The following is a 22446-nucleotide window of genomic DNA, read 5'->3' as shown; positions in this document are numbered from 1 at the left end:
GCGTTTTTGCTAGATTGTGCGTTCGCACACCGCGAGACCCCGATTGAAGGAGACCCGCATGGCCCGCAACATCGAGATCAAAGCCCGCGCCCGCGAATTCGACCGGCTGCGCGAACAGGCTGCCAAGCTCGCGACCGAAGCGCCGCTGTTCTACCGCCAGCAGGATTTCTTCTACGACGTGCCGCGCGGCCGGCTCAAGCTGCGCCGTTTCGAGGACGGCACGCCGGCCGAACTGATCTTCTACCAGCGCGACGACCGCGACGGCCCGAAGGCGTCGTACTACACGCGCAGCCCGGTGACGAACCCCGACGCGATGCACGCGCTGCTCGCGACCGCGCTGACCACCCGCGGGATCGTGACGAAGGAACGGCACGTGTACCTTGCGGGTCGCACGCGCATCCATCTCGACCGCGTCGACGGCCTCGGCGATTTCATCGAACTGGAAGTCGTGCTCGGCCCGGACGACGACGAGGCCGGCGGCGAAGCCGAAGCGCACGACGTGTTCGCGAAGCTCGGCGTGGCGCAGGACGATCTCGTCGCGGTCGCGTACGTCGACCTGCTGAACGCCGATACGCAGTACGAAACGGCCTGATCCGGCCCTTCGGCGGCCGCGCAGCGCGGCCCGCCTTCAGCCCTGCCGCCGCCCCGTCATTGCGTCATGCGGCGCCGGGCGCCAGGTGCGCGAGCGGCAGCGCGCCGTTGCGCTTGAAGGTCGTCAGCACGATGTTCGAGCGCACGCTGTCGACGCCCGGCACGCGCATCAGCTTCTTCATCACGAACTGCGACAGCGCGTTCAGGTCGGGCGCGACGATCCGCAGCAGGTAGTCGGCATCGCCCACCACCGCGTGGCATTCGAGCACTTCGGGCAGCACGTCGATCTGCTGCTGGAACTGCTCGATGATCGAATCGCCGTGGTGCTTGAGCTTCAGGCTCGTGAACGCGGTGACGCCGAGCCCGAGCCTTTCCGGGCGGAGCATCACGCGATAGCCTTCGATCACGCCGGCCGCCTCGAGCCGCTGCAGCCGCCGGCCGATCTGCGACGGCGACAGCGGCACCTCCTCGCCGAGCTGCTGATGCGTCGCGCGACCGAAGCGCTGCAGCACGTCCAGCAGCGCGAGATCGAAGTGATCGAGTTCCAGCATGAGCATTCTCCGCATTGATTCGTGATTTGATGCACGATTATCGCATCAACCATCAAATCAGCGCCAACGATGCGCCCTTTCCGCGCGCGGCCCGCTCTACACTTGCATGGTTACCCACCCCAGCGTGCAGAGCCTGATCATGTCCACCGTCGTCACCGCGAAACTGCAGGAGCAGTTCGACGCGGGCCTCGAAACCCGCGCCGATTTCACCATCGACCAGCCGCTGCGGCGCTACGGCCAGGTCGACCACGCGGTGTGGAAGCAGCTCTATGCGCGCCAGTCGGCGCTGCTGCGCGGGCGCGCGTGCGACGCGTTCGTCGCCGGGCTCGGCAAGATCGACCTGCCGGCCGACCGCGTGCCGTCGTTCGCCGACGTGAACCGCCAGCTGAAGCCCGCGACCGGCTGGGAGATCGTCGCGGTGCCGGGCCTCGTGCCCGACCGCGTGTTCTTCGAGCATCTCGCGAACCGCCGTTTCCCGGTCACCTGGTGGATGCGCCGGCCCGACCAGCTCGACTACCTGCAGGAACCCGACTGCTTCCACGACCTGTTCGGCCACGTGCCGCTGCTGATCGACCCGGTGTTCGCCGACTACATGCAGGCGTACGGCCGCACCGCGCTCGCGGTCGCCGACGACGAGGCCGCGCTGGCGCGGCTCGCACGGCTCTACTGGTATACGGTGGAATTCGGGCTGATCCGCGATCCGCGCGGCCCGAACGGGCTGTCGATCTACGGCGCCGGGATCGTGTCGAGCAAGGGCGAAAGCCTGTACAGCCTCGAAAGCGCGGCGCCGAACCGGCTCGGTTTCGACCTCGAACGCGTGATGCGCACGAAGTACCGGATCGACACGTTCCAGAAGACCTACTTCGTGATCGACGATTTCGCGCAGCTGTTCGCGCTCGCCGGCGTCGACGGCCGTGCGCTGGCCGACCGGCTCGCGGCGCTGCCCGAATTCGCGGCCGGCGCGGTGCTCGATAGCGATCGCGTGCTGCACCGCGGCACGGGCGAAGGCTGGCCCGACGACGCCGACGCGTGACACGCCGGGGCGCCGAGGCCGGTGCCCGTCACCCTGCCCGCAACTATGAAACAATGAACGGCGCCGGCCGTGCCGCGCGGCGCAGCCGCGCGCGGGCGCCGTTACCGAACGAGAGGTGCAAGATGATCCACAAGCTCACATCAGAAGAACGCAAGATCCGGCTCGCAGGCCTGCCGCTCTGGACGGCCGTGCCGGGCCGCGACGCCATCCAGCGCAGCCTGCGCTTCGCCGATTTCAACGAAGCGTTCGGCTTCATGACGCGCGTCGCGATCAAGGCGCAGGAGATGAACCACCATCCGGAATGGTTCAACGTGTACAACCGCGTCGACGTCACGCTGTCGACCCACGACGCCGACGGCCTGACCGAACGCGACATCGAACTCGCGCTGTTCATCGACCGCGCCGGCGCGCACGCGCAACCGTCCGCCTGACGCTTTCCTCTACCGCCGCGCGTCTTTTGGTGCGCGGCGCGTCAACTTTTCATTTCGATGAACGTTTTCTAGGATGTACTCAGCGAAAGCCTTCAGCTTTCCAAGCCATCCTTAAGGCGCACGTAAGTCTCATACGCTTTCCGTGCCTTGGGGTCCAAACCTTCCAGTTGCAACGCGCTTTCGCGCTGTACAATCAGCAGCGCATACGGCTTGGAGAGCGCGCTGGCCTCTTCGCAGAGTTTGAGTTCGTCGCCGCTCGACGGCGAGCGGGCGCGCCAGAAATTGATCGCGGCTTCTAGGTCGTGGATCGAAATATCGGACATGATTGGATTTAATCGTTCGCTGGCCGCCATGCTTGATTGTCAGGTAAGGCGGCGCCCCTGTGGAAACGGCGTCGTGCTGTCCGCGTGCCTGAACCGCCAACCCATTGTACTTGAGCGAACTTCATGCGACTCCTTCTGATCGAAGACGACCGCCCCATCGCACGCGGCATCCAGAGCAGCCTCGAGCAGGCTGGCTTCACCGTCGACATGGTGCATGACGGCATCTTTGCCGAGCAGGCGCTGGCACAGAACCGCCACGAACTCGTGATCCTCGACCTCGGCCTGCCGGGCATCGACGGGATGACGCTGCTCACGCGTTTCCGCCAGACCAACCGCCACACGCCCGTGATCGTGCTGACCGCACGCGACGAGCTGAACGACCGGATCCAGGGCCTGAACTCCGGTGCCGACGATTACATGCTCAAGCCGTTCGAGCCGGCCGAGCTCGAGGCGCGCATCCGCGCGGTGATGCGCCGCAGCGGCCCGCACAGCGACATGCCGCGGCCGGAAGTGTCGCTCGGCGGCGTCCGCCTGTCGGGCGTCGACCGCCGCATCTTCAACGACGACAAGCCGCTCGAGCTGTCGCCGCGCGAATTCGCGGTGCTCGAGATGCTGCTGCTGCGTCACGGCCGCGTCGTCAGCAAGGCCCAGCTGCAAGATCACCTCACGCACTTCGGCGGCGATCTCGGCGACACCGCGATCGAAGTCTACGTGCACCGGGTGCGCAAGAAACTCGAGCAGTGCCGTGTCGAAATCGTCACGGTGCGCGGCTTCGGCTACCTGCTGCAGGAAATCCGCCAGACGGCGAGCGTCTGAGCGGCGCCGCATGCCGGCCGGCCAGGTGCCGCCGGCGTGTGCGCCGCCCGCTCCGTTGCGCCGCCCGGCGTACGACCGCGCCGCTCCCCGTGAGCGGCGCTTATCCATTTGCCCGTCGAAATGTCTCCTGATCCGGCTGTGACCACCAGCCTGCGCCGTTCGCTGCTCCGGCGCCTCGCCGCCCCGCTGTCGATGCTCGCGCTGATGAGCGGCCTGATCGCCTACTGGCTCGCGTGGCAGTACACGCAGCATGTGATCGACCGCTCGCTCGCCGATCTCGCCACCGCCATCTCCAAACAGATCCAGATCGCCGGCCCCGACGCGCCGTTCACGGTGCCGCCGCTCGCGCAGGCGATGTTCTCCGATCCCGCCGAAGCGCTGATCTACCGGATCAGCGACGGCGAGCAGGAACTCGCCGGCGATCCGAAACTGCCGCTGCAGGGCATCAACGTGCGCCGCATGCACCACGCGTACGTGTTCGAGGCGGAGTACGACAACCGCGCGGTGCGCGTCGCACAGGTGCGTGTCGACAACGTCGAGGGCGGCAAGCCGATGGTCGTCGAAGTCGCGCAGCCGGTGCGGCACCGCTACCGGATCGCGGCCGAATTCCTCGTCGCGATCATGATGCCCCTGTTGCTGCTGCTGCTCGCGGGCTGGGGCATCGTGTGGCGCGTCGTGAACCAGCAGCTGGGCCCGCTCACGCATCTCGCCGATTCGCTGAACCGGCAGACCCACACGTCGCTGGAACCGGTCGACGAAACCGAGGTGCCGCTGGAGATCCGGCCGCTGACGAGCGCGATGAACGCGCTGCTCGGCCGCCTGAAGACCGCGCTGGACGCGCAGCGCAAGTTCATCGCCGACGCCGCGCACCAGTTGCGCACGCCGCTCACGGCCGTGAAGCTGCATGCGGAACAGGCCGCCGTCGCGCGCGATCCGCACCAGACCTATGCGGCGGTACGCGAACTGCGTGCGGCCGCCGACCGTGCGGTGCGACTGTCCAACCAGTTGCTGTCGCTTGCCCGCGCGGAACCGGGTGAGCAGGCCGCACGCTTCGTCGATGTCGACCTCGCGGCGATGGCGTTCGAGACGGGTGCCGAATGGGTGCCGCGTGCCCTCGCGTCGCACGTCGATCTCGGTTTCCAGCGCGCCGACGGCGCGGACGACGACGAGAAGCTGATCGTGCGCGGCAACCCCGTGCTGCTGCGCGAGGTGATCGCGAACCTGCTCGACAATGCGCTGAAATACGTGCCGCTTGCCCGGCCGGACGGTGCGCGGATCACGGTGAACGTCGCGCGCAGCGCGCTCGAGGACGGCCAGCCGGCCGCCGAGATCGTCGTGGAAGACAACGGCCCCGGCGTGCCCGCGAACCAGCAGGCCGACCTGTTCAAGCGCTTCTTCCGCGGCGACGCGCAAAGCGGCAACGGCGTCGAGACGGGTGCCGGGCTCGGGCTCGCGATCGTGCACGACATCATCGCGATGCATGGCGGCACCGTGTCGTACGAGGATGCGCCCGACGGCGGTTCGCGCTTCGTGGTGAGGGTGCCGCTCGCCGCGCATCCGGAGAAGCCGGCCAGCGAAACGCCGGCGGCGGCCTCGACGCACTGAGCGATTCGCGGCGAGCGACTCGCCGCCCCGAGGCCCGAACGACAGCGGCGGCGCTAGGTGCGCCGCCGCCTGTCTTACTTCTTGCTCTTCTTGTCCTTCGGCTTCGACTCGGACTTGCCGTCCTTCCTGTCCTTCTTCTTTTTCTTCTTCCCGCCTTCGTCCGACGTCGCGAGCAGCGTGCCGCGACATGACACCGCGCCGCAGTGGCACGCGTATTCGCGCTTGAGCTTCTTCGTCAGCTTCGCATCGATCACGAGGCCGTAGTCGTAGAACAGCTCCTCTTCCGGCCCGATGTCGCGCAGCGCGTGAATGAACACGCGCCCTTTGACTTCCTCGGCCTCGCAGTTCGGCGCGCACGAATGGTTGATCCAGCGCGCGCTGTTGCCGTCGATCTTGCCGTCGATCACGCCGCCTTCGTCGAGTGCGAAGTAGAACGTATGGTTCGGCTCGCTCGGGTCGTGCGGGTGGCGGCGCAGCGCTTCCTTCCACGAGATTCGCTCGCCCTTGTATTCCACTACGCGCTCGCCGGCCTTGATCGGCGCCACGGCGAACACGCCCTTGCCGTGTACTCCCGAGCGGCGCACCGCGATCCTGCGTGAACTCATCGAACGAATCCTTGTGAAGACGACTTGAATGGAAGCGGCCGCGATCGCGGCCCGGCGTCGCGCCAAACGAAAACGCGGCACCGGGTGGTGCCGCGTCGGGGCATGCGGCGGATCACCCGCATCCTACACGTTCACGATTGCTTCGTTCAACATCGCACGCAATATTGCATGCGGGATGCTCAACGCTGGCCGAATGCGATGTCGCCGAACAACGCCTTGTGCTCGCGCGGCTGCGAACGCCAGTATTGCGGCGGCGCCGTCACCTGCGCGCCGAGCTCGGCCGCCGCGTGCCACGGCCAGCGCGGGTCGTACAGCATCGCGCGCGCCATCGCGACGAGGTCGGCATCGCCGGCCTCGATCAACCGGTTCGCATGCTCGGGCTCGTTGATCAGGCCCACCGCTATCGTCGGCATGCCGACCGCGCGCTTCACCGCCTGCGCGAACGGCACCTGATAACCGGGCGACAGCGGGATCTTCTGCAGCGGCGACACGCCGCCGGACGACACGTCGATCCAGTCGCAGCCGCGCTGTTTCAGCGCGTGGGCGAACGCGATCGTATCGTCGAGCTCCCAGCCGCCTTCGACCCAGTCGGTCGCGGACACGCGTACGCCGACCGGCCGGTCCTCCGGAAACGCGGCACGCACGATCTCGAAGATCTCGAGCGGAAAACGCATCCGGTTTTCGAGCGAGCCGCCGTATTCGTCGGTACGCCGGTTCGCGAGCGGCGACAGAAACTGGTGCAGCAGGTAGCCATGCGCCGCATGCACTTCGATCGCGTCGATGCCGAGCCGCGCCGCACGCTTCGCCGACGCGGCGAAGGCCTCGCGGATGCGGTTCAGGCCCGCGGCATCGAGCGCGAGCGGCGGCGTCTCGCTGTCCTTGTGCGGCACGGCCGACGGGCCGTGCGGCAACCAGCCGCCGTCGGCGACCGATACCAGTTGCCCGCCCTCCCACGGCACCGCGCTCGACGCCTTGCGTCCCGCATGCGACAACTGCATCGCGATGCGCACCGGCGAATGCTTGCGGATCGCGGCCAGTACCGGTTTCAGCGCGGCTTCGGTCACGTCGTCCCAGAGGCCGAGGTCGGCGTGCGTGATGCGCCCGTCGGGTTCGACCGCGGTCGCCTCGATGCAGAGCAGCCCGGCGCCCGACAGCGCGAGATGGCCGAGGTGAATCATGTGCCAGTCGGTCGCTTCGCCGCGTTCGGCCGAGTACTGGCACATCGGGGAGATCACGATCCGGTTCGGAAGGGTCACGCCGCGCAGCGTGAACGGAGAAAACAGCGCAGTCATGGAAGCCGCTCGCCAGGAAAGGGAAAGAGCGGACGAGCGTAGCACGCAGGCTGGAAGCGTGCAGACGGCGCAACCGGCAGTAAGCGGATGGTCAGGTACGGCCGGCAACAGCGTGCCGGCGATGCGGAAAATGCAGGGCATACGGCAATGCGCCGGCCTGCGACGGATGCGGGCCGGGCCAGACCTTCGCGGCGGGCGGAGCCGCCCGCGGCGCTATAGCCCGACGCTGTCGAGCCACTCCGCGAACATGCGCCGCGCGGCCGTTTCGAGCACGGGGCCGTGCTGCACCGTATCGGCACGCAACCGGCGCGCGTCGATGCCGGGCGTCGCCGCGATTTCACCGGCGTTCGCGATCAGCCAGGGTTCGAAGCGGTCGGTACGGATTTCCGGGTGGCATTGCAGCGCCAGCACGTGCTGCCCCCACGCGAATGCCTGGTGGCGGCACGCCGGTGTCGACGCGAGATGGATTGCCCCGCCCGGCAGGTCGAACGTATCGCCGTGCCAATGGAGCATCGACGTCGCCGCGCCATCGAGGTGACGCAGCGGCGACGCGCGGCCGGCATCGGTGAGCGCCAGCGGCGCCCAGCCGAGTTCGTGCTGCGCGGCCGGATAGACACGTGCGCCGAGCGCCCGCGCGATGAACTGCGCGCCGAGGCAGATGCCGAGGATCGGCAGCCCCGCGTCGATGCGCTGCCGGACGAGCGCCAGGAGCGGCGCGATCGACGGATACTGCGCATCGTCGTACACGCTGATCGGCCCGCCGAGCACGACCAACAGCGACGGCTCCAGCACGTTGAGCACCTCGACCCGCGACGATCCGACGTCGACATAACGCACCCGCCTCCCCCGTTCGCCGAGCACCTGCTCGAAGCTCCCGAGATCCTCGAAATGCACATGGCGGATCGCCACGACTTCAGCGTTCATCATCGGCCTCCCGGTCGATCGACGGACGTCAGCCTGCGAAAATCTTCCAGGTCTTCTTCTGCGTCGCCGCGTCGGCTTCTTCCTGCACCGAGCAGTCGAGACGCAGATCGCTGTCCGACATCGAGATGTCGAGCGCCGCGCAGTGATGCACGGTCTTCTTCGACAACTTGCCCGGCTGGAAATGCGCGCACGTCAGGCACATGCGCTGCGGCGGCGTCGCACCGGCCACCTGCAGCTCGCGCAGCGTCTTCAGCAGCGCGCGGTACAGCGTGCCCTGCTCGTCCGCGCCGAGCTTGCCGACGGCTTTCGTCAGGAATTCAGGCCATTGCAGCGCCTTCTTCGCGGCCGTACGGCCACGCGCCGACAGGCGCACGGCCAGTGCACGGCCGTCGTCCAGCGCACGGCGCTTCTCGACGAGCCCCTTCGTCTCGAGCGTGCTGACCGCATCGCTCGTGGTCGCCGCGGTGAGCTGCGTCTCGCGCGCGATCTCGCCGAGCCGCATCGGGCCCTTGCGCTGCAGCAGCAGCACGAGAATCTCGCCCTGCGTCGGCGTGAGGCCAGCGCCTTCCGCCCAATCCCATGCCTGGCTCCGCATGGCCGTGCTCAACCGCAGCAGGCTGTGGGTCACACGTCCCGAAGCCTGGTTCCCGTAAACGCCTTCGCTCATAGTCTTTTCGCTTTGCCGCCGCCCGGATTGCCGAGCGGCCGTAGTGTGGAGATCGAATGTCTATCTCAAAACAAACGCGCTCTCTCGAGTGCGTCATCACGGCCGTCACGAGGCACACGCGGCGGTCGCGTTCGCGGCGACCGGAATGACACACGCCGTTCCGGTGTCCGCAAAGCCGACATTCTAAGCGAGAGCGGAAAATCGCACAGCTAAGTTATCCCCTGCATTCTGTGGAAAATCACTGGATAACTGAAATTTTTCGTTGTGCCCGCAATGCCGCGCGCCCGCGCAACGGGGCGCGCCAGCATTTTCCTGTTCGGATCGGCCATCGGTCGAATGGCATTGATCCACCGGGTTATCCCGCGCACAGATCATTGACTTTGCAGCGGAATATTAGGTTATCCACAGATTTTCAGGACGACCGGCACCGATTTCGGCCGGACATGGCGCCAACCGTCATTCAGCGAATCGCGACGCGGTCGAGCCTGCAATCTGCAAAACATTTTTTCACTCACGCCAACGTAAGCACTGCTGCCGGACCGTCTCGTTCAGCGATTTTTCCTGTTTGAAAACGGTTCTCAACCACGATGCGTCGTTCACGCGGGCTTTCGCGAGCGCGCCGATCTCGTCGAGCGCCGCGCGCGAGCCGAGCGCGGCCGCATGCGGCGCGATCCGGTCGAGCGTGTCGAGAATGTCTTCCGCGATCGTGCGGCGTTCACCCGTCTGAGGATTCACGCACGTGCCCTCGAGCCCGAAGCGGCACGCTTCGAAACGGTTGAACGTGTAGACGAGGTAGTCGTCCTCCGACAGCTTCAGCGGCCGGTCGGTCAGCAGGTAGCGCGCGAGCGTCTGGATGTAGCAGGCGATCGCCGCGGCGCGGTCGACCGACAGCGGCGTGTCCATCACGCGCACCTCGATCGTGCCGAAGCCGGGCTTCGGGCGGATGTCCCAGTAGAAATCCTTCATCGAGTTGACGACGCCCGTGTTCACCATCTTCGTGAAGTACTCCTCGAAGCTGTCCCAGGTCAGCACGAACGGCGCGCGGCCCGACAGCGGGAACGCGAACACCGAATTCAGGCGTGCCGAATGGAAGCCCGTGTCGACGTTCTGCACGAACGGCGACGACGCGGACAGTGCGATGAAGTGCGGAATGAAGCGCGACATCGAGTGCAGCAGGAACAGCGCGCTGTCCGCATCGGGACAGCCGATGTGCACGTGCTGGCCGAACACCGTGAACTGCTTCGCCAGATAGCCGTACAGCTCGGAGATGTACTGGAAGCGCGGCGCGTCGTAGATCTGCCGGTCGCTCCATTGCTGGAACGCATGCGTGCCGCCGCCGGCCAACCCGACGTTGAGCTGGTCGGCCGCCTTCACGAGCACGTCGCGGATCGCATGCAGCTCGCTGACGGCCTGCTCGTGCGAATGGCAGATGCCGGTCGACAGCTCGATCATGCTCTCGGTGATTTCCGGCGTGATGTTGCCCGGAAAGGTCTCGCCCTGGATCAGGCGCATCAGGTCGGATGCCGCCTTGGTCAGGTCGTAGTTGTGCGTGTTGACGACCTGGATCTCCAGTTCGACGCCGAACGTGAACGGTTCGGAATTGACGAAGGTTTCGAGTGCCATGGCAGGTTCCGGAATCAGTTGCTGTCGCTGCGTTCGCCGACCGCCGACAGGCAGCGGTAGACAACGAACGGGCTCACGAGCTGCAGGATCACGATCGAGCACATCACGATCGCGCGCAGGTGCGGGTCGAAATTCGGGTAGAGCTGGTACGTGTCGTCGACGAGCAGGTACGACAGCGCGGACATCGGCGTCAGCGCGATGCCGAGCGCAATGCCCTGCTTCATCCCGAGGCCGCTCGGTTTCGCGAACGCAACGACGCCGGCCAGCTTCGCGACGAGCCGCGTGACGATCAGCACGATCGCGAGCAGCCCGCCGAGCGCGATGTCGCCCCACGTGAACGACGTGAGCGTCAGCACGAACAGGACCACCGTCAGCAGCCAGCCGGCCGTGCCGAAATGCTCGGGCCACAGCTGCGGCCGCGCCTCGAGGTTCTTCACGATGATGCCGGCGAGCAGCAGCGTGAGCAGCGTCGACAGCTTCAACGCCTGTGCGACCGCGATCGCGAGCATCACGAGCCCGAACAGCGCGACGAACGAATGCTCGTCGCGCATCGTCGCGGTCATGTGGCGGAACAGGTAGTTGCACGAACGCGCGACGAGATACGCGACGATGAACGAGCCGGCGATCAGGTACACGGGTTGCAGGATCGTCGCGAACACGTTGCCGTACGCTTCCTGGTGAAGCCAGCTCGTCACGAGCTTGGTCAGCACGATCGCGTACACGCTGTTGAGCGCGGTGAGCGTGATGAGTCGTTGCGACACCTGCCCTTCCGCGCGCAGTTCGGTCTTGAGCTGGATCACCATCGACGGCGACGTCGCGATCGCGATCGCCGACAGCACGAGCGCGACCATCCCCGACACGCCGAGCGCGAGCATCACGAACAGCACGAGCACGAACGTCAGCGTGGCTTCGGCGAGGCTCGACGCGACGAGCCACGGATTGCGCCGGATCCAGCGCAGGTCGAGGCGGCTGCCGAGTTCGAACAGCAGCAGGCCGAGCGCGACATCCATCAGCAGCCGCGACGTTTCGTCGGTGCTGGTATCGATCACGCCGAATCCGAACGAACCGGCAATGAGACCGATCACCGCATAACCGGTGATGCGCGGCAGACGCCACGCGCGGTAGCACAGCTCGCCGCACAGGCCGGCCGCGAACAACGCGAGCCCGGCCCAGAACACGGCATCCGGCGCGAGCGGCCAGTTGGGCAGGAATGAGAACGCCGACTTCATCGTGGTGACTTCTCCTTTGGAAGCAACCGCCAGCGACGCGGGGTCAAGCGTCAGAAATGGATGCGCGCCGGCTGGGTATCGCCCCGAATGTGATTGTTGTGGTCGACGGCGGCGGGACATGGGATCCGCCTGTTCCGCCACAGGGCGGAACGTCGTTCAGGTTGCCGATCTGGATTGTCGGCCTGATGTGTGAACGGACTGCGCAGTCTCGAAGATTCAGATTCGAAATCGTGCGGACCGTTCCATTGAAGCATGTCCGGCGCCTGGCCGGACGAACGCGAAGGAAACCGATTGTGCCACAGCTTTTTCGTTCCGGAACCGATTGAATCGACTCGCGGCGCTGTGCGGCACCACAGGTCTTTGGTTTCAAAGGTTTACTTGTATATATACGTAGTAGAAGTTAACAAAGGACGCACAGTTCTGTGGATAACTTCGGTTTACGCTGACGGATCAAGGCGTTGGCGAAACCATAACCGGTTGCACAGGCTGTTCGTGCACAGTCGTTTGAGTTGAGCAACTTTCGGGCCGTTGCACAGCTGTGCGGAGTTGCCCAGTTTACGTCCACTGTGATTACACACGAAGTGCGTGCGGATTCCGCGCGGTTATCCACAGCGTGGCGTGGATAACCTTGCGCGAAAAAATCGGGAGACTGTGCGCGATTCGCGTGCCGGTCAGCCGGCGGAGCCGACGCGGCGTGCGCGCAGTGCGCGGATCAGGAAGCGTGCGGGGTCGACGGCGTCGGCGAGTTCGCGCTCGAGCGGCCAGGGTTCGCCTTCGAGTTGCGATGCGATCAGTTCGGCGCCGAGCGCGGCCCACACGAGGCCGCGCGAGCCGAAGCCGAATGCGCCGTAGAGGCCGGGCGTACGCGGCAAATCGCGTGCCTGCGCACCGCCCAGCGCGCGGGCGTTCGCGAGCGCTCGCGTTTCGTCGGCCAGCGGGCCGAAGAGCGGCAGGCGGTCCCCGACGACCCAGCGGAATGCGACGCGGCCGCGCAGCGTGGCGGGATCCGGCAGCTCGCCGATCAGGCCGGGCAGCAGGTGCCGCACACGATCGAGGTTTTCAACGTGACCGGCCGCGCGCAGCGCCGGATCGACGTCGTCGGGCTCGAACGTGGCGCCGATCAGCAGCGTGCCGTCGTCGAGCGGCACCGCATATCCGTCGCCGATCGTCGGGCACGGCAGCGGCGCCGCGGTGCCCGGCGGCAGCAGCGTGAGCTGGCCGCGTACCGGCTGCAGCGCGACATGCTGCAGCCCGGCAAGACGCGCGGCGTCACCCGCGTTCGCGAGCACGACGACGGGCGCTTCGGCGAGCGTCGCACCCGTATCGTCGAGCGCGTGCCATGCATCGCCGTGCCGCTCGAGCCGCGCGACGCCGGTGGAGGCAAGCAGGCGTACGCGCTCGCCAGCCGCCGCGTACTGCGCCGCGCACAGCGCGGCCGGCCAGACGGCGCCGCCGTGCGGAAACAGCAGGCCGCCATGTGCGACCGGCAGGTTCAGATGCGCACGCGCGGCGTCGGCATCGAGCAGCGTCACATAGTCGGACGGCGCGCCGAACGCGTCGAATGCGTCGCGCATCCGCGCGAAGTCGTCGGCCGATTCGGCGAGATGAATCATGCCGTGCGTGCTGCGCGCGAACGCATGACCCGCGCGTTCGAGTGCGCGCCAGCGTGCGATCGCGTGCAGGAAGCCGCTGCGCGTGAGGCGGCTCGCGACGTTGTCGTCGCGCGTCATCAGCGGATGGAATACGCCGGCCGGATTGCCCGATGCTTCGCTCGCGATCCGTTCGTGCCGCTCGATCAGCGTGACGTCCCAGCCGCGCGCGGCCAGGCGTTCGACGACCGCGCAACCGGCCAGGCCCGCGCCGATCACCAGCGCGCGACGCGTGGCAACCGCCAGCGCGCGCGGCGGTTCATGCCGGCGCGCGCGCCAGCGCGGCGCATATTCGCCGACGAGCCGATCGTCGACTTCGCGAAAAATGAAACCTGTTTCGCCGAGTGCGTGCTTCATCTCGTCGGAACGTGCACGCGTTGCAAACGTCGCGGCGTCGCCAGCCATCTTCGCGAGCGCGCGGATCACGTCGGTCGATGACGCGGCGCCGTCGAGATAGAACGCGTCGGCCCGCACGACCAGCTTCTTCAGCATGTCGGCCGTATCGCCGAAGGCGAGCGTGAGCACCACGCGCCCTTCGTCGAATTCGAGCCGGTGCAGGCCGGGCACGAGCATCGGCCATGCGTCGATCAATGCATCGGCATCCGCTGATATGGTTGTGTTCGCAACGATATGGGAAACCGCGCGACGCAGGTCTTCGCGCGAAAACGGATGCGGTTCGACCGCGACGAAATGGAGCCGCTCGCAGCGCGACGGATCGTCGCGCCACGCGGCCCAGGTCGCGAGGAAGCCGGCGCCCGTGCCGAATTCCGTCGCGACGATCGTGAAGGTGCGACGCTGTCGCCAGCGTGCCGGCAGCCCGTTTTCCGCGATGAACGCGTGATGCGCGAGCGCGCCTGACGCACTGCGATGGAGCTCGCCGAACTCGGGCGAGACGAGCGTGCCGTCGTCGCGAGGCGCGAGCGTGGCGGGTACAAGTCGGTCGGGCATGCGAAACAAAAAACGTGGCAGCCAAGCCTGGCAAGGGATTGCGCGGAGCCGTCCGACCGGCCGTTGGAAAAGGGCAACGGGGCGGCGCACGGGCGGACCGCGCTGCGTATCCTGTCCGGTTGGCGCAGGTCAAAAAACGGGCAATCGACGATTCATTCGGCGAAATACCGATGAAAATCTTTGAAACCCTTGTCGTTATTGGGTTTGCGCTGCGCTATCATAGCAACGCCGTACCGCGGGGTGGCCGCCGGCAAGCCGGAGGGCGCGTCGCGCGGGCCAGGATTCGGCGCTGTGCCGTCGGAGTCTGACTCTCGACGGCACGGTTCGCGCACGTATAATCGGCGCGTTCGCGCTGTTCGTGTCAACCTAACCTGATAAAGGAACCTTAATGAACAAACAGGAACTGATCGACGCCGTCGCCGCCCAAACGGGCGCCAGCAAGGCTCAAACCGGCGAAACGCTGGACACGCTGCTCGAAGTCATCAAGAAGGCCGTGTCGAAGGGTGATGCGGTTCAGCTGATCGGCTTCGGCAGCTTCGGTTCGGGCAAGCGCGCAGCACGTACGGGCCGCAACCCGAAGACGGGCGAAACCATCAAGATCCCGGCAGCCAAGACGGTCAAGTTCACGGCTGGCAAGGCGTTCAAGGACGCCGTCAACAAGCGTTAAACCAGCGCCTGTTCCAAGAAAAACCCGCCTTTCGGCGGGTTTTTTGTTGGGCGCGCGCGGCATTTTCGCCACAGTCCGCGCCGCTCTTGCAAAAGTTAACGGTTACTTTTACAAGCCGTTACGACGCGGTCAGTCGTGCACGATCTGCGTGTTGCCGTGATCGTCGTCGTCGTGCGAATCGACGTCCCATGCCGGGAACGGATCGTCGAACGCGACCCAACCCGCCGCGCCGACCGCGAACTCCGCATCGGTCAGCAGGCACGCGTCGAGTTTCGCGCGCCACGCATCGGCGTCGAGCGCGATGCCGATCAGCACCAGTTCCTGCCGGCGATCGCCGACCGCGCGATCGTCGAGATCGCCCAGCCATTCGGCGCGGATTTCGCCGAGCAGTTCGTCATCGTCCGGCCATTCCGCGCGATCCTGCGCGGCCCACCACAGCCCGGCCGGCCCATGTCGGCAGACGCCGCCAGCCTGCGACAGCGAACCGGCGATGTCGTTGCGCGTCGCGAGCCAGAAGAAGCCCTTGCTGCGCAGCACGCCCGGCCACTCCTGATGCAGCAGCGCCCAGAGGCGGGCCGGGTGAAACGGCCGGCGCGCGCGGTAAACAAAATTACCGATGCCGAATTCGTCGGCTTCGCCGTGCACGTGCGCATGATGTGCGTCATGGCAGTCGGGGTCGTCGCACTGCGTGTGATCGTGATCGAGCGATGCGAGCCAGCCCGGTGCGTTCGCCGCTTCGTCGAAATCGAAGCGGCCCGTGTTCAGCACTTCGTCGAGCGGCACGTTGCCGAACGTCGACACGACCTGGTGCGCGCGCGGATTGAGCCGCGCGAGAATGTGCTGCAGGCGGGCGAGATCGTCGGCGCCGACGAGGTCCGCCTTGTTGATCACCAGCACGTCGCAGAATTCGATCTGCTCGATCAGCAGCTCGACGAGCGTGCGGTCGTCGTCTTCCGACGCGGCGATGCCGCGCGTCGCGAGCGCGTCGTCGGAGCCGTAGTCGCGCAGGAAGTTGTAGGCGTCGACCACGGTGACGAGCGTGTCGAGCCGCGCGATCGACGACAGCGACGTCCCGTCGTCGTCGACGAACGTGAACGTTTCGGCGATCGGCATCGGCTCCGCGATACCGGTCGATTCGATCATGATCGCGTCGAAGCGGCCTTCGGATGCAAGGTTGCGGATTTCGACGAGCAGGTCGTCGCGCAGCGTGCAGCAGATGCAGCCGTTCGACATTTCGACGAGGCGTTCCTCGACGTGCGACAGCGCCTGCGCATCGCGCACGAGCGACGCATCGATGTTGACCGCCGCGAGATCGTTGACGATCACCGCGACTTTCAGGCCCGCGCGGTTCGCGAGGACGTGATTGAGCAACGTGGTCTTGCCGGCGCCGAGGAAGCCGGACAGCACGGTGACGGGCAACGGCTGGTTCATTGCCGGATTCATGATGATATGCACCAACGGAAAAGATGAAAAAGCGGCCGCGGCGCCCTTCCGGGGCGCGATCGGCCCGCGGACGGGCGAAGTTGCGGCGCGAGATCCGCATTGTGCATCAAACGGGCGCCGGCCGGCCGGCACCGGGTCGGGCCGCGACGCGGCGCCACGTCATTGCACGGGCGGCAGCAGCTTCCACTGCGACAGGATGCCGGCGATCTGCCGCGCATACTTGTCGCGCAGCGACGGGGTTTCCGAATGATAGGCGCCGACGGCCTGCCACGTGTTGCCGTAACGGTTCATCTTCTGCTTCAGATGCCACGCGGCGATGTAGACGTTCTTGCACGGTTCCATCAGCGTGTCGCGGCCGATGCCGTAGCGCGACAGCGCGGGCAGGTGAATCGAATTGATCTGCATCAGGCCGTAGTCGACCGAGCCGTTCGTATTCTTGTTCAGCGCGCCGGGGCGGTTGCGCGATTCCTGCCACGCGATCGCGCGCAGGATCAGCGGATTGACCTGCTGGTATCTGGCCGCTTCGTCGAAACAATCCGCACGAGCGTTTGCGCTGGCGAACCACGCGCCAGCGGCGATCAACGCGATCGAAGCGAACCGTCGTCTGTTCATCGTGCGAAAACGAAAAGGAATTGCGCGAAGGTCGGGGAAAACCCGTGCCTGTTATTAGTGCGACGAGAAACGCGCCGACCGTATCATACCGGCAGACCGTCAGATTGCGACATGCAGGAATACGGCAGCCCGGTTATACCGCATTTTCATGTCGGTTCGTCGCGAATCGGGGGCGATGGCCGACATGCGGCGGGCCGCCCCATCCTTACATATTGCATACGATTCGCCGGATCCCTGTCGTATGTGAGACAGTCCTCGGATCAATGTGATATTTCGGACATGAAAAACTGCTAATGTCGCCTCTTTCGGACTTGGATCCCAGCACTACCGCCGGAAGTGGCCTGAGCCGGCATCGACCCATTCATCCATGACAAGAAATCGCTTCGTTATGCGGCGCATTGCCACGACCCTCCTCGTCGCCGGCATCATCGTCTCGCAGGCCGCCTACGCTCAGGTCACGCTCAATTTCGTGAATGCGGATATCGACCAGGTCGCGAAAGCGATCGGCGCCGCGACCGGCAAGACCATCATCGTCGACCCCCGCGTGAAGGGGCAGCTCAACCTCGTGGCCGAACGGCCGGTACCGGAAGACCAGGCGCTGAAGACGCTGCAGTCGGCGCTGCGCATGCAGGGCTTCGCGCTCGTGCAGGATCACGGCGTGCTGAAGGTCGTGCCGGAAGCCGACGCGAAGCTGCAGGGCGTGCCGACCTATGTCGGCAATGTGCCGCAGGCCCGCGGCGACCAGGTGATCACGCAGGTGTTCGAGCTGCACAACGAATCGGCGAACAACCTGCTGCCCGTGCTGCGCCCGCTGATCTCGCCGAACAACACGGTGACGGCCTACCCGGCGAACAACACGATCGTCGTGACCGACTATGCGGACAACGTGCGCCGCATCGCGCAGATCATCTCCGGCATCGACAGCGCCGCGGGCGCGCAGGTGCAGGTCGTGCCGCTGCGCAACGCGAACGCGATCGACCTTGCCGCGCAGCTGCAGAAAATGCTCGATCCGGGCGCGATCGGCAACAGCGACGCCACGCTGAAGGTGTCGGTCACGGCCGACCCGCGGACCAATGCATTGCTGCTGCGTGCGTCGAACGCCTCGCGCCTCGCGGCCGCGAAGCGCCTCGTGCAGCAGCTCGACGCGCCGAGCGCGGTGCCCGGCAACATGCACGTCGTGCCGCTGCGCAACGCGGATGCGGTGAAGCTCGCGAAGACGCTGCGCGGGATGCTCGGCAAGGGCGGCAACGACAGCGGCTCGTCCGCTTCGTCCAACGACGCGAACAGCTTCAACCAGAACGGCGGCTCGTCGTCGAGCGGCAACTTCTCGACCGGCACGTCCGGTACCCCGCCGCTGCCGTCGGGCGGCCTCGGCGGTTCGTCTTCGTCCTCGTCGTACGGCGGCTCGTCCGGCGGCGGCGGTCTCGGCACGGGCGGCCTGCTCGGCGGCGACAAGGACAAGGGCGACGACAACCAGCCGGGCGGGATGATCCAGGCCGACGCGGCGACCAACTCGCTGATCATCACCGCGTCCGATCCGGTTTACCGCAACCTGCGCTCGGTGATCGACCAGCTCGACGCGCGGCGTGCGCAGGTCTACATCGAAGCGCTGATCGTCGAGCTGAACTCGACGACGCAGGGCAACCTCGGCATCCAGTGGCAGGTGGCGAGCGGCCAGTTTCTCGGCGGCACGAACCTGAACCCCGGGCTGGGCCTGGGCAACAGCATCGTCAACCTGACGGCCGGCGGTTTGACCAACGCCGCCGGCGGGATCACCGGCGGCGGCCTGGCCTCCAATCTCGGGCAGTTGTCCCAAGGGCTCAACATCGGCTGGCTGCACAACATGTTCGGCGTGCAGGGGCTCGGCGCGCTGCTGCAGTATTTCGCGGGCGTGAGCGACGCGAACGTGCTGTCGACGCCGAACCTGATCACGCTCGACAACGAGGAAGCGAAGATCGTCGTCGGACAGAACGTGCCGATCGCGACGGGTTCGTATTCGAACCTGACGAGCGGCACGACGAGCAATGCGTTCAATACGTACGACCGCCGCGACGTCGGCCTGACGCTGCACGTGAAGCCGCAGATCACCGACGGCGGGATCCTGAAGCTGCAGCTCTATACCGAGGATTCGGCGGTCGTCAGCGGCACCACCAACGCGCAGACCGGCCCGACCTTCACGAAACGCTCGATCCAGTCGACGATCCTGGCCGACAACGGCGAGATCATTGTGCTCGGCGGCTTGATGCAGGACAACTACCAGGTGTCGAACAGCAAGGTGCCGCTGCTCGGCGACATCCCGTGGATCGGCCAGCTGTTCCGTTCCGAATCGAAGGTGCGCGCGAAAACCAACCTGATGGTGTTCCTGCGCCCGGTCATCATTTCCGATCGCAGCACCGCGCAGGAAGTCACGGCCAATCGTTACGACTATATCCAGGGCGTGACGGGCGCGTACAAGTCGGACAACAACGTGATCCGCGACAAGGACGATCCGGTCGTCCCGCCGATGCCGATCGGCCCGAGCCAGGGCGGCACGGCCGCGGGCAACCTGTTCGATCTCGACAAGATGCGTCGCCAGCAGGTACAGCGCCAGGTGGTGCCGGTGCCGGCCCAGCCGTTGCCCGAGGCGACGCCCGCGCAGCCGCAGAGCGTGCCGCAGCAGGCGGTGCCGCAACAGCCGCTGACCGCCACGCCGGGAGCCTCGCAGTGAGCGACGTGCTCGCGTCTTCCGCCCACGACGGCGCGCCGGGCGAACGCCAGCCGCCGTCGCCGCTCGCCGCGCGGCTGTTGCCGTACGGCTTCGCGAAAAGCGGCCAGGTGCTGATCGCGCACCAGCTCGACGACACGCTCGAGGTGTGGATCAGCGAACGCACGAGCGATGCCGCGCTCGCGGAGATCGCGCGCAACTTCGGCTCGATTGCCGTGCACCACGTGCCGGCCGACGAGCTCGCGCAGGCGATCAACCAGGCCTATGCGCGCCAGGACGGCAGCGCCGCGCAGGTGGTCGGCGAGGTCGAAGGCGAAGTCGACCTGTCGCGGCTGATGCAGGACATCCCCGAAGTCGAGGATCTGCTCGAGTCGGAAGACGACGCGCCGATCATCCGGATGATCAACGCGCTGCTCACGCAAGCGGCGCGCGAACAGGCGTCGGACATCCACATCGAGCCGTTCGAGAACGCGTCGGTCGTGCGCTTTCGCGTCGACGGCACGCTGCGCGACGTCGTCCGCCCGAAGAAGGCGCTGCACGGCGCGCTGATCTCGCGGATCAAGATCATGGCGCAGCTCGACATCGCGGAGAAACGCCTGCCGCAGGACGGCCGCATCACGCTGCGCGTCGGCGGCCGGCCGGTCGACGTGCGCGTGTCGACGCTGCCGACCGGGCACGGCGAGCGCGCGGTGCTGCGTCTGCTGGAAAAGGATGCGCAGCGCCTGAACCTCGAGGCACTCGGGATGGGCCGCGACACGCTCGTGCAGTTCGACAAGCTGATCGCCCGCCCGCACGGCATCGTGCTCGTCACGGGGCCGACCGGCTCGGGCAAGACGACCACGCTGTATGCGTCGATGTCGCGGCTCGAAACCGCGACGACCAACATCATGACCGTCGAGGACCCGATCGAATACGACCTCGGCGGCATCGGCCAGACGCAGGTGAACGAGCGGATCGGGATGACCTTTGCCCGTGCGCTGCGCTCGATCCTGCGCCAGGACCCGGACGTGATCATGATCGGCGAAATCCGCGACCTCGAAACCGCGCAGATCGCGGTGCAGGCATCGCTGACGGGCCACCTGGTGCTCGCGACGCTGCACACGAACGATGCGGCGTCCGCCGTCACGCGCCTGACCGACATGGGCGTCGAGCCCTACCTGCTCGCGTCGTCGCTGCTCGGCGTGCTCGCGCAGCGTCTCGTGCGCCAGCTCTGCCCCGTCTGCAAGGAAGAGCGGCACGAGGACGGCCGCACCGTGTGGCATCCGGTCGGCTGCGACAAGTGCGGGCATTCGGGTTACGCGGGCCGGCGCGGCGTATACGAACTGCTGCTGGTCGACGAATCGATCCGCTCGCTGATCCATCGCAACGCGGCCGATGCCGAGATTCTCGCCGCCGGCCGCGCGGAAGGAATGCGCACGCTGCGCGACGACGCCGAGCGCTGGCTCGCGTCAGGCGCGACGTCGCTCGAGGAAGTGCTGCGCGTGACGGGAGGCGCATAGCGCGATGCCGGCATTCCGTTTCGAAGCAATCGATGCGGCGGGACGTGCGCAGAAAGGCGTCATCGACGCCGACAGCGCACGTGCCGCGCGCGGCCAGCTGCGCACGCAGGGGCTCACCCCGCTCGTCGTCGAGCCGGCCGCCAGCGCGACGCGCGGGGCGCGTTCGCAGCGGCTCGCGTTCGGCCGCAAGCTGTCGCAGCGCGAACAGGCGATCCTCACGCGCCAGCTCGCGAGCCTGCTGATCGCCGGGCTGCCGCTCGACGAGGCGCTCGGCGTGCTGACCGAGCAGGCCGAGCGCGACTACATCCGCGAACTGATGGCCGCGATCCGCGCCGAGGTGCTCGGCGGCCATTCGCTCGCCAATGCGCTGGGCCAGCACCCGCGCGATTTTCCGGAAATCTATCGCGCGCTCGTCGCGGCCGGCGAACACACCGGCAAGCTCGGCATCGTGCTGTCGCGTCTGGCCGACTACATCGAGCAGAGCAACGCGCTGAAGCAGAAGATCCTGCTGGCCTTCACCTATCCGGGGATCGTCACGCTGATCGCGTTCGGCATCGTCACGTTCCTGCTGAGTTACGTCGTCCCGCAGGTCGTCAACGTGTTCGCGAGCACGAAACAGCAACTGCCGATCCTCACGGTCGTGATGATGGCGCTGTCGGATTTCGTGCGGCACTGGTGGTGGGCAATCCTGATCGCTGTCGTGCTGGTCGTGTGGTTCGTGAAGGCGACGCTGTCGCGCGACGGGCCGAGGCTCGCGTTCGACCGCTGGGTGCTGACCGCACCGCTCGCGGGCAAGCTCGTGCGCGGCTACAACACGGTGCGCTTCGCGAGCACGCTCGGCATTCTCACCGCGGCCGGCGTGCCGATCCTGCGCGCGCTGCAGGCGGCCGGCGAGACGCTGTCGAACCGCGCGATGCGCGCGAACATCGACGATGCGATCGTGCGCGTGCGCGAGGGCTCCGCGCTGTCGCGGGCGCTGAACAACGTGAAGACGTTTCCGCCGGTGCTCGTGCACCTGATCCGCTCCGGCGAAGCGACGGGCGACGTGACGACGATGCTGGATCGCGCGGCCGAAGGCGAGGCGCGCGAGCTCGAACGCCGCACGATGTTCCTGACGAGCCTGCTGGAGCCGCTCCTGATCCTGGCGATGGGCGGCATCGTGCTCGTGATCGTGCTGGCGGTGATGCTGCCGATCATCGAGCTGAACAACATGGTGCAGTGACGTGGCGGCCTG

The 22446-nt window shown here is 66.6% G+C and carries 20 protein-coding genes; 9 read left to right on the top strand and 11 right to left on the bottom strand.

Annotation, left to right across the window (positions count from 1 at the left end; genetic code table 11):
• Window positions 1-58: 58 nt before the first annotated feature.
• Complete coding sequence (locus tag VXM69_RS19560) at window positions 59-592, top strand: class IV adenylate cyclase (protein ID WP_367190054.1); 534 nt, start codon at window positions 59-61, stop codon at window positions 590-592.
• 64 nt (window positions 593-656) lie between these two features.
• Here VXM69_RS19560 and VXM69_RS19555 read toward each other — a convergent pair whose 3' ends face one another.
• Window positions 657-1142, bottom strand: coding sequence for an Lrp/AsnC family transcriptional regulator (locus VXM69_RS19555; protein ID WP_034188251.1), 486 nt, complete (start codon window positions 1140-1142; stop codon window positions 657-659).
• A gap of 106 nt (window positions 1143-1248) precedes the next feature.
• Here VXM69_RS19555 and phhA point away from each other — a divergent pair, with 106 nt between their 5' ends.
• Window positions 1249-2175 carry a phenylalanine 4-monooxygenase gene (gene phhA, locus VXM69_RS19550; protein WP_083286554.1) on the top strand — a complete coding sequence of 309 codons (927 nt, stop codon included), beginning with the start codon at window positions 1249-1251 and terminating at the stop codon, window positions 2173-2175.
• 53 nt (window positions 2176-2228) lie between these two features.
• Entirely contained in the window at window positions 2229-2606 is a 378-nt protein-coding gene (locus VXM69_RS19545; RefSeq protein ID WP_367190053.1) for a 4a-hydroxytetrahydrobiopterin dehydratase, read from the top strand.
• A gap of 92 nt (window positions 2607-2698) precedes the next feature.
• Here the strand turns inward: VXM69_RS19545 and VXM69_RS19540 are convergent, their stop codons facing one another.
• Window positions 2699-2929 carry a DUF3717 domain-containing protein gene (locus VXM69_RS19540; protein WP_006401493.1) on the bottom strand — a complete coding sequence of 77 codons (231 nt, stop codon included), beginning with the start codon at window positions 2927-2929 and terminating at the stop codon, window positions 2699-2701.
• 123 nt (window positions 2930-3052) lie between these two features.
• On the opposite strand from VXM69_RS19540, the gene VXM69_RS19535 reads away from it, so the two are divergent.
• On the top strand, window positions 3053-3745 hold the full coding sequence (locus VXM69_RS19535; RefSeq protein ID WP_006401494.1) for a response regulator transcription factor: 693 nt from the start codon (window positions 3053-3055) through the stop codon (window positions 3743-3745).
• A gap of 120 nt (window positions 3746-3865) precedes the next feature.
• Window positions 3866-5350, top strand: a complete 1485-nt coding sequence (locus tag VXM69_RS19530) for a sensor histidine kinase (protein WP_367190052.1) — start codon at window positions 3866-3868, stop codon at window positions 5348-5350.
• A 74-nt stretch (window positions 5351-5424) separates the two neighbouring features.
• Here VXM69_RS19530 and VXM69_RS19525 read toward each other — a convergent pair whose 3' ends face one another.
• From VXM69_RS19525 to mnmC, 7 genes are all read right to left on the bottom strand, one after another.
• On the bottom strand, window positions 5425-5955 hold the full coding sequence (locus VXM69_RS19525) for an SET domain-containing protein-lysine N-methyltransferase (RefSeq protein ID WP_034188189.1): 531 nt from the start codon (window positions 5953-5955) through the stop codon (window positions 5425-5427).
• 179 nt (window positions 5956-6134) lie between these two features.
• A complete protein-coding gene (locus VXM69_RS19520) occupies window positions 6135-7247 on the bottom strand; it encodes an NADH:flavin oxidoreductase/NADH oxidase (RefSeq protein ID WP_367190051.1) in 1113 nt (370 codons plus the stop codon).
• Window positions 7248-7460: 213 nt separating this feature from the next.
• Window positions 7461-8171 carry a glutamine amidotransferase gene (locus VXM69_RS19515; protein WP_059559551.1) on the bottom strand — a complete coding sequence of 237 codons (711 nt, stop codon included), beginning with the start codon at window positions 8169-8171 and terminating at the stop codon, window positions 7461-7463.
• A 28-nt stretch (window positions 8172-8199) separates the two neighbouring features.
• A complete protein-coding gene (locus VXM69_RS19510) occupies window positions 8200-8838 on the bottom strand; it encodes a MarR family winged helix-turn-helix transcriptional regulator (RefSeq protein ID WP_034188191.1) in 639 nt (212 codons plus the stop codon).
• Window positions 8839-9345: 507 nt separating this feature from the next.
• Complete coding sequence (locus tag VXM69_RS19505; RefSeq protein ID WP_034188192.1) at window positions 9346-10461, bottom strand: YbdK family carboxylate-amine ligase; 1116 nt, start codon at window positions 10459-10461, stop codon at window positions 9346-9348.
• 14 nt (window positions 10462-10475) lie between these two features.
• On the bottom strand, window positions 10476-11690 hold the full coding sequence (locus tag VXM69_RS19500; protein ID WP_034188193.1) for a cation:proton antiporter: 1215 nt from the start codon (window positions 11688-11690) through the stop codon (window positions 10476-10478).
• Between the two features lie 671 nt (window positions 11691-12361).
• Complete coding sequence (mnmC, locus tag VXM69_RS19495) at window positions 12362-14287, bottom strand: bifunctional tRNA (5-methylaminomethyl-2-thiouridine)(34)-methyltransferase MnmD/FAD-dependent 5-carboxymethylaminomethyl-2-thiouridine(34) oxidoreductase MnmC (RefSeq protein WP_367190050.1); 1926 nt, start codon at window positions 14285-14287, stop codon at window positions 12362-12364.
• Window positions 14288-14675: 388 nt separating this feature from the next.
• Between mnmC and VXM69_RS19490 the strand changes: the two genes are divergently transcribed.
• Complete coding sequence (locus tag VXM69_RS19490; RefSeq protein WP_006401505.1) at window positions 14676-14954, top strand: HU family DNA-binding protein; 279 nt, start codon at window positions 14676-14678, stop codon at window positions 14952-14954.
• 129 nt (window positions 14955-15083) lie between these two features.
• Here VXM69_RS19490 and VXM69_RS19485 read toward each other — a convergent pair whose 3' ends face one another.
• On the bottom strand, window positions 15084-16397 hold the full coding sequence (locus VXM69_RS19485; protein WP_069705889.1) for a GTP-binding protein: 1314 nt from the start codon (window positions 16395-16397) through the stop codon (window positions 15084-15086).
• A gap of 159 nt (window positions 16398-16556) precedes the next feature.
• Entirely contained in the window at window positions 16557-17009 is a 453-nt protein-coding gene (locus VXM69_RS19480) for a lytic transglycosylase domain-containing protein (RefSeq protein ID WP_034188195.1), read from the bottom strand.
• Window positions 17010-17376: 367 nt separating this feature from the next.
• Here VXM69_RS19480 and gspD point away from each other — a divergent pair, with 367 nt between their 5' ends.
• The 3 genes from gspD to gspF are packed head-to-tail and all read left to right on the top strand — an operon-like array spanning window position 17377 to window position 22434.
• Window positions 17377-19716: a type II secretion system secretin GspD gene (gene gspD / locus VXM69_RS19475; RefSeq protein WP_367190049.1), complete on the top strand. Its 2340-nt coding sequence runs from the start codon at window positions 17377-17379 to the stop codon at window positions 19714-19716.
• Window positions 19713-21212 (top strand): type II secretion system ATPase GspE, encoded by a 1500-nt coding sequence (gspE, locus tag VXM69_RS19470; RefSeq protein ID WP_034188197.1) that lies wholly within the window; start codon window positions 19713-19715, stop codon window positions 21210-21212. Before gspD ends, gspE begins: the two co-directional genes overlap by 4 nt.
• Before the next feature lie 4 nt (window positions 21213-21216).
• Window positions 21217-22434, top strand: a complete 1218-nt coding sequence (gene gspF / locus VXM69_RS19465) for a type II secretion system inner membrane protein GspF (RefSeq protein WP_034188198.1) — start codon at window positions 21217-21219, stop codon at window positions 22432-22434.
• Window positions 22435-22446: the final 12 nt, after the last annotated feature.

The sequence above is a fragment of the Burkholderia sp. Ed8 genome, assembly GCF_040761425.1.
Taxonomy (GTDB): Bacteria; Pseudomonadota; Gammaproteobacteria; order Burkholderiales; family Burkholderiaceae; genus Burkholderia; species Burkholderia seminalis.
This window is presented reverse-complemented; position numbering and strand designations above follow the sequence as displayed.

Excerpts from the sequence above, each read along its gene's own strand:
- VXM69_RS19520 (WP_367190051.1), bottom strand. The coding sequence starts at position 7,247 with ATGACTGCGCTGTTTTCTCCGTTCACGCTGCGCGGCGTGACCCTTCCG.
- VXM69_RS19490 (WP_006401505.1), top strand. The coding sequence starts at position 14,676 with ATGAACAAACAGGAACTGATCGACGCCGTCGCCGCCCAAACGGGCGCC.
- VXM69_RS19560 (WP_367190054.1), top strand. The coding sequence starts at position 59 with ATGGCCCGCAACATCGAGATCAAAGCCCGCGCCCGCGAATTCGACCGG.
- VXM69_RS19510 (WP_034188191.1), bottom strand. The coding sequence starts at position 8,838 with ATGAGCGAAGGCGTTTACGGGAACCAGGCTTCGGGACGTGTGACCCAC.
- phhA (WP_083286554.1), top strand. The coding sequence starts at position 1,249 with ATGGTTACCCACCCCAGCGTGCAGAGCCTGATCATGTCCACCGTCGTC.
- mnmC (WP_367190050.1), bottom strand. The coding sequence starts at position 14,287 with ATGCCCGACCGACTTGTACCCGCCACGCTCGCGCCTCGCGACGACGGC.
- VXM69_RS19505 (WP_034188192.1), bottom strand. The coding sequence starts at position 10,461 with ATGGCACTCGAAACCTTCGTCAATTCCGAACCGTTCACGTTCGGCGTC.
- VXM69_RS19535 (WP_006401494.1), top strand. The coding sequence starts at position 3,053 with ATGCGACTCCTTCTGATCGAAGACGACCGCCCCATCGCACGCGGCATC.
- VXM69_RS19545 (WP_367190053.1), top strand. The coding sequence starts at position 2,229 with ATGAACGGCGCCGGCCGTGCCGCGCGGCGCAGCCGCGCGCGGGCGCCG.
- VXM69_RS19500 (WP_034188193.1), bottom strand. The coding sequence starts at position 11,690 with ATGAAGTCGGCGTTCTCATTCCTGCCCAACTGGCCGCTCGCGCCGGAT.
- VXM69_RS19540 (WP_006401493.1), bottom strand. The coding sequence starts at position 2,929 with ATGTCCGATATTTCGATCCACGACCTAGAAGCCGCGATCAATTTCTGG.
- VXM69_RS19530 (WP_367190052.1), top strand. The coding sequence starts at position 3,866 with ATGTCTCCTGATCCGGCTGTGACCACCAGCCTGCGCCGTTCGCTGCTC.
- gspF (WP_034188198.1), top strand. The coding sequence starts at position 21,217 with ATGCCGGCATTCCGTTTCGAAGCAATCGATGCGGCGGGACGTGCGCAG.
- VXM69_RS19525 (WP_034188189.1), bottom strand. The coding sequence starts at position 5,955 with ATGAGTTCACGCAGGATCGCGGTGCGCCGCTCGGGAGTACACGGCAAG.
- VXM69_RS19515 (WP_059559551.1), bottom strand. The coding sequence starts at position 8,171 with ATGAACGCTGAAGTCGTGGCGATCCGCCATGTGCATTTCGAGGATCTC.
- VXM69_RS19485 (WP_069705889.1), bottom strand. The coding sequence starts at position 16,397 with ATGAATCCGGCAATGAACCAGCCGTTGCCCGTCACCGTGCTGTCCGGC.
- gspD (WP_367190049.1), top strand. The coding sequence starts at position 17,377 with ATGACAAGAAATCGCTTCGTTATGCGGCGCATTGCCACGACCCTCCTC.
- VXM69_RS19555 (WP_034188251.1), bottom strand. The coding sequence starts at position 1,142 with ATGCTGGAACTCGATCACTTCGATCTCGCGCTGCTGGACGTGCTGCAG.
- VXM69_RS19480 (WP_034188195.1), bottom strand. The coding sequence starts at position 17,009 with ATGAACAGACGACGGTTCGCTTCGATCGCGTTGATCGCCGCTGGCGCG.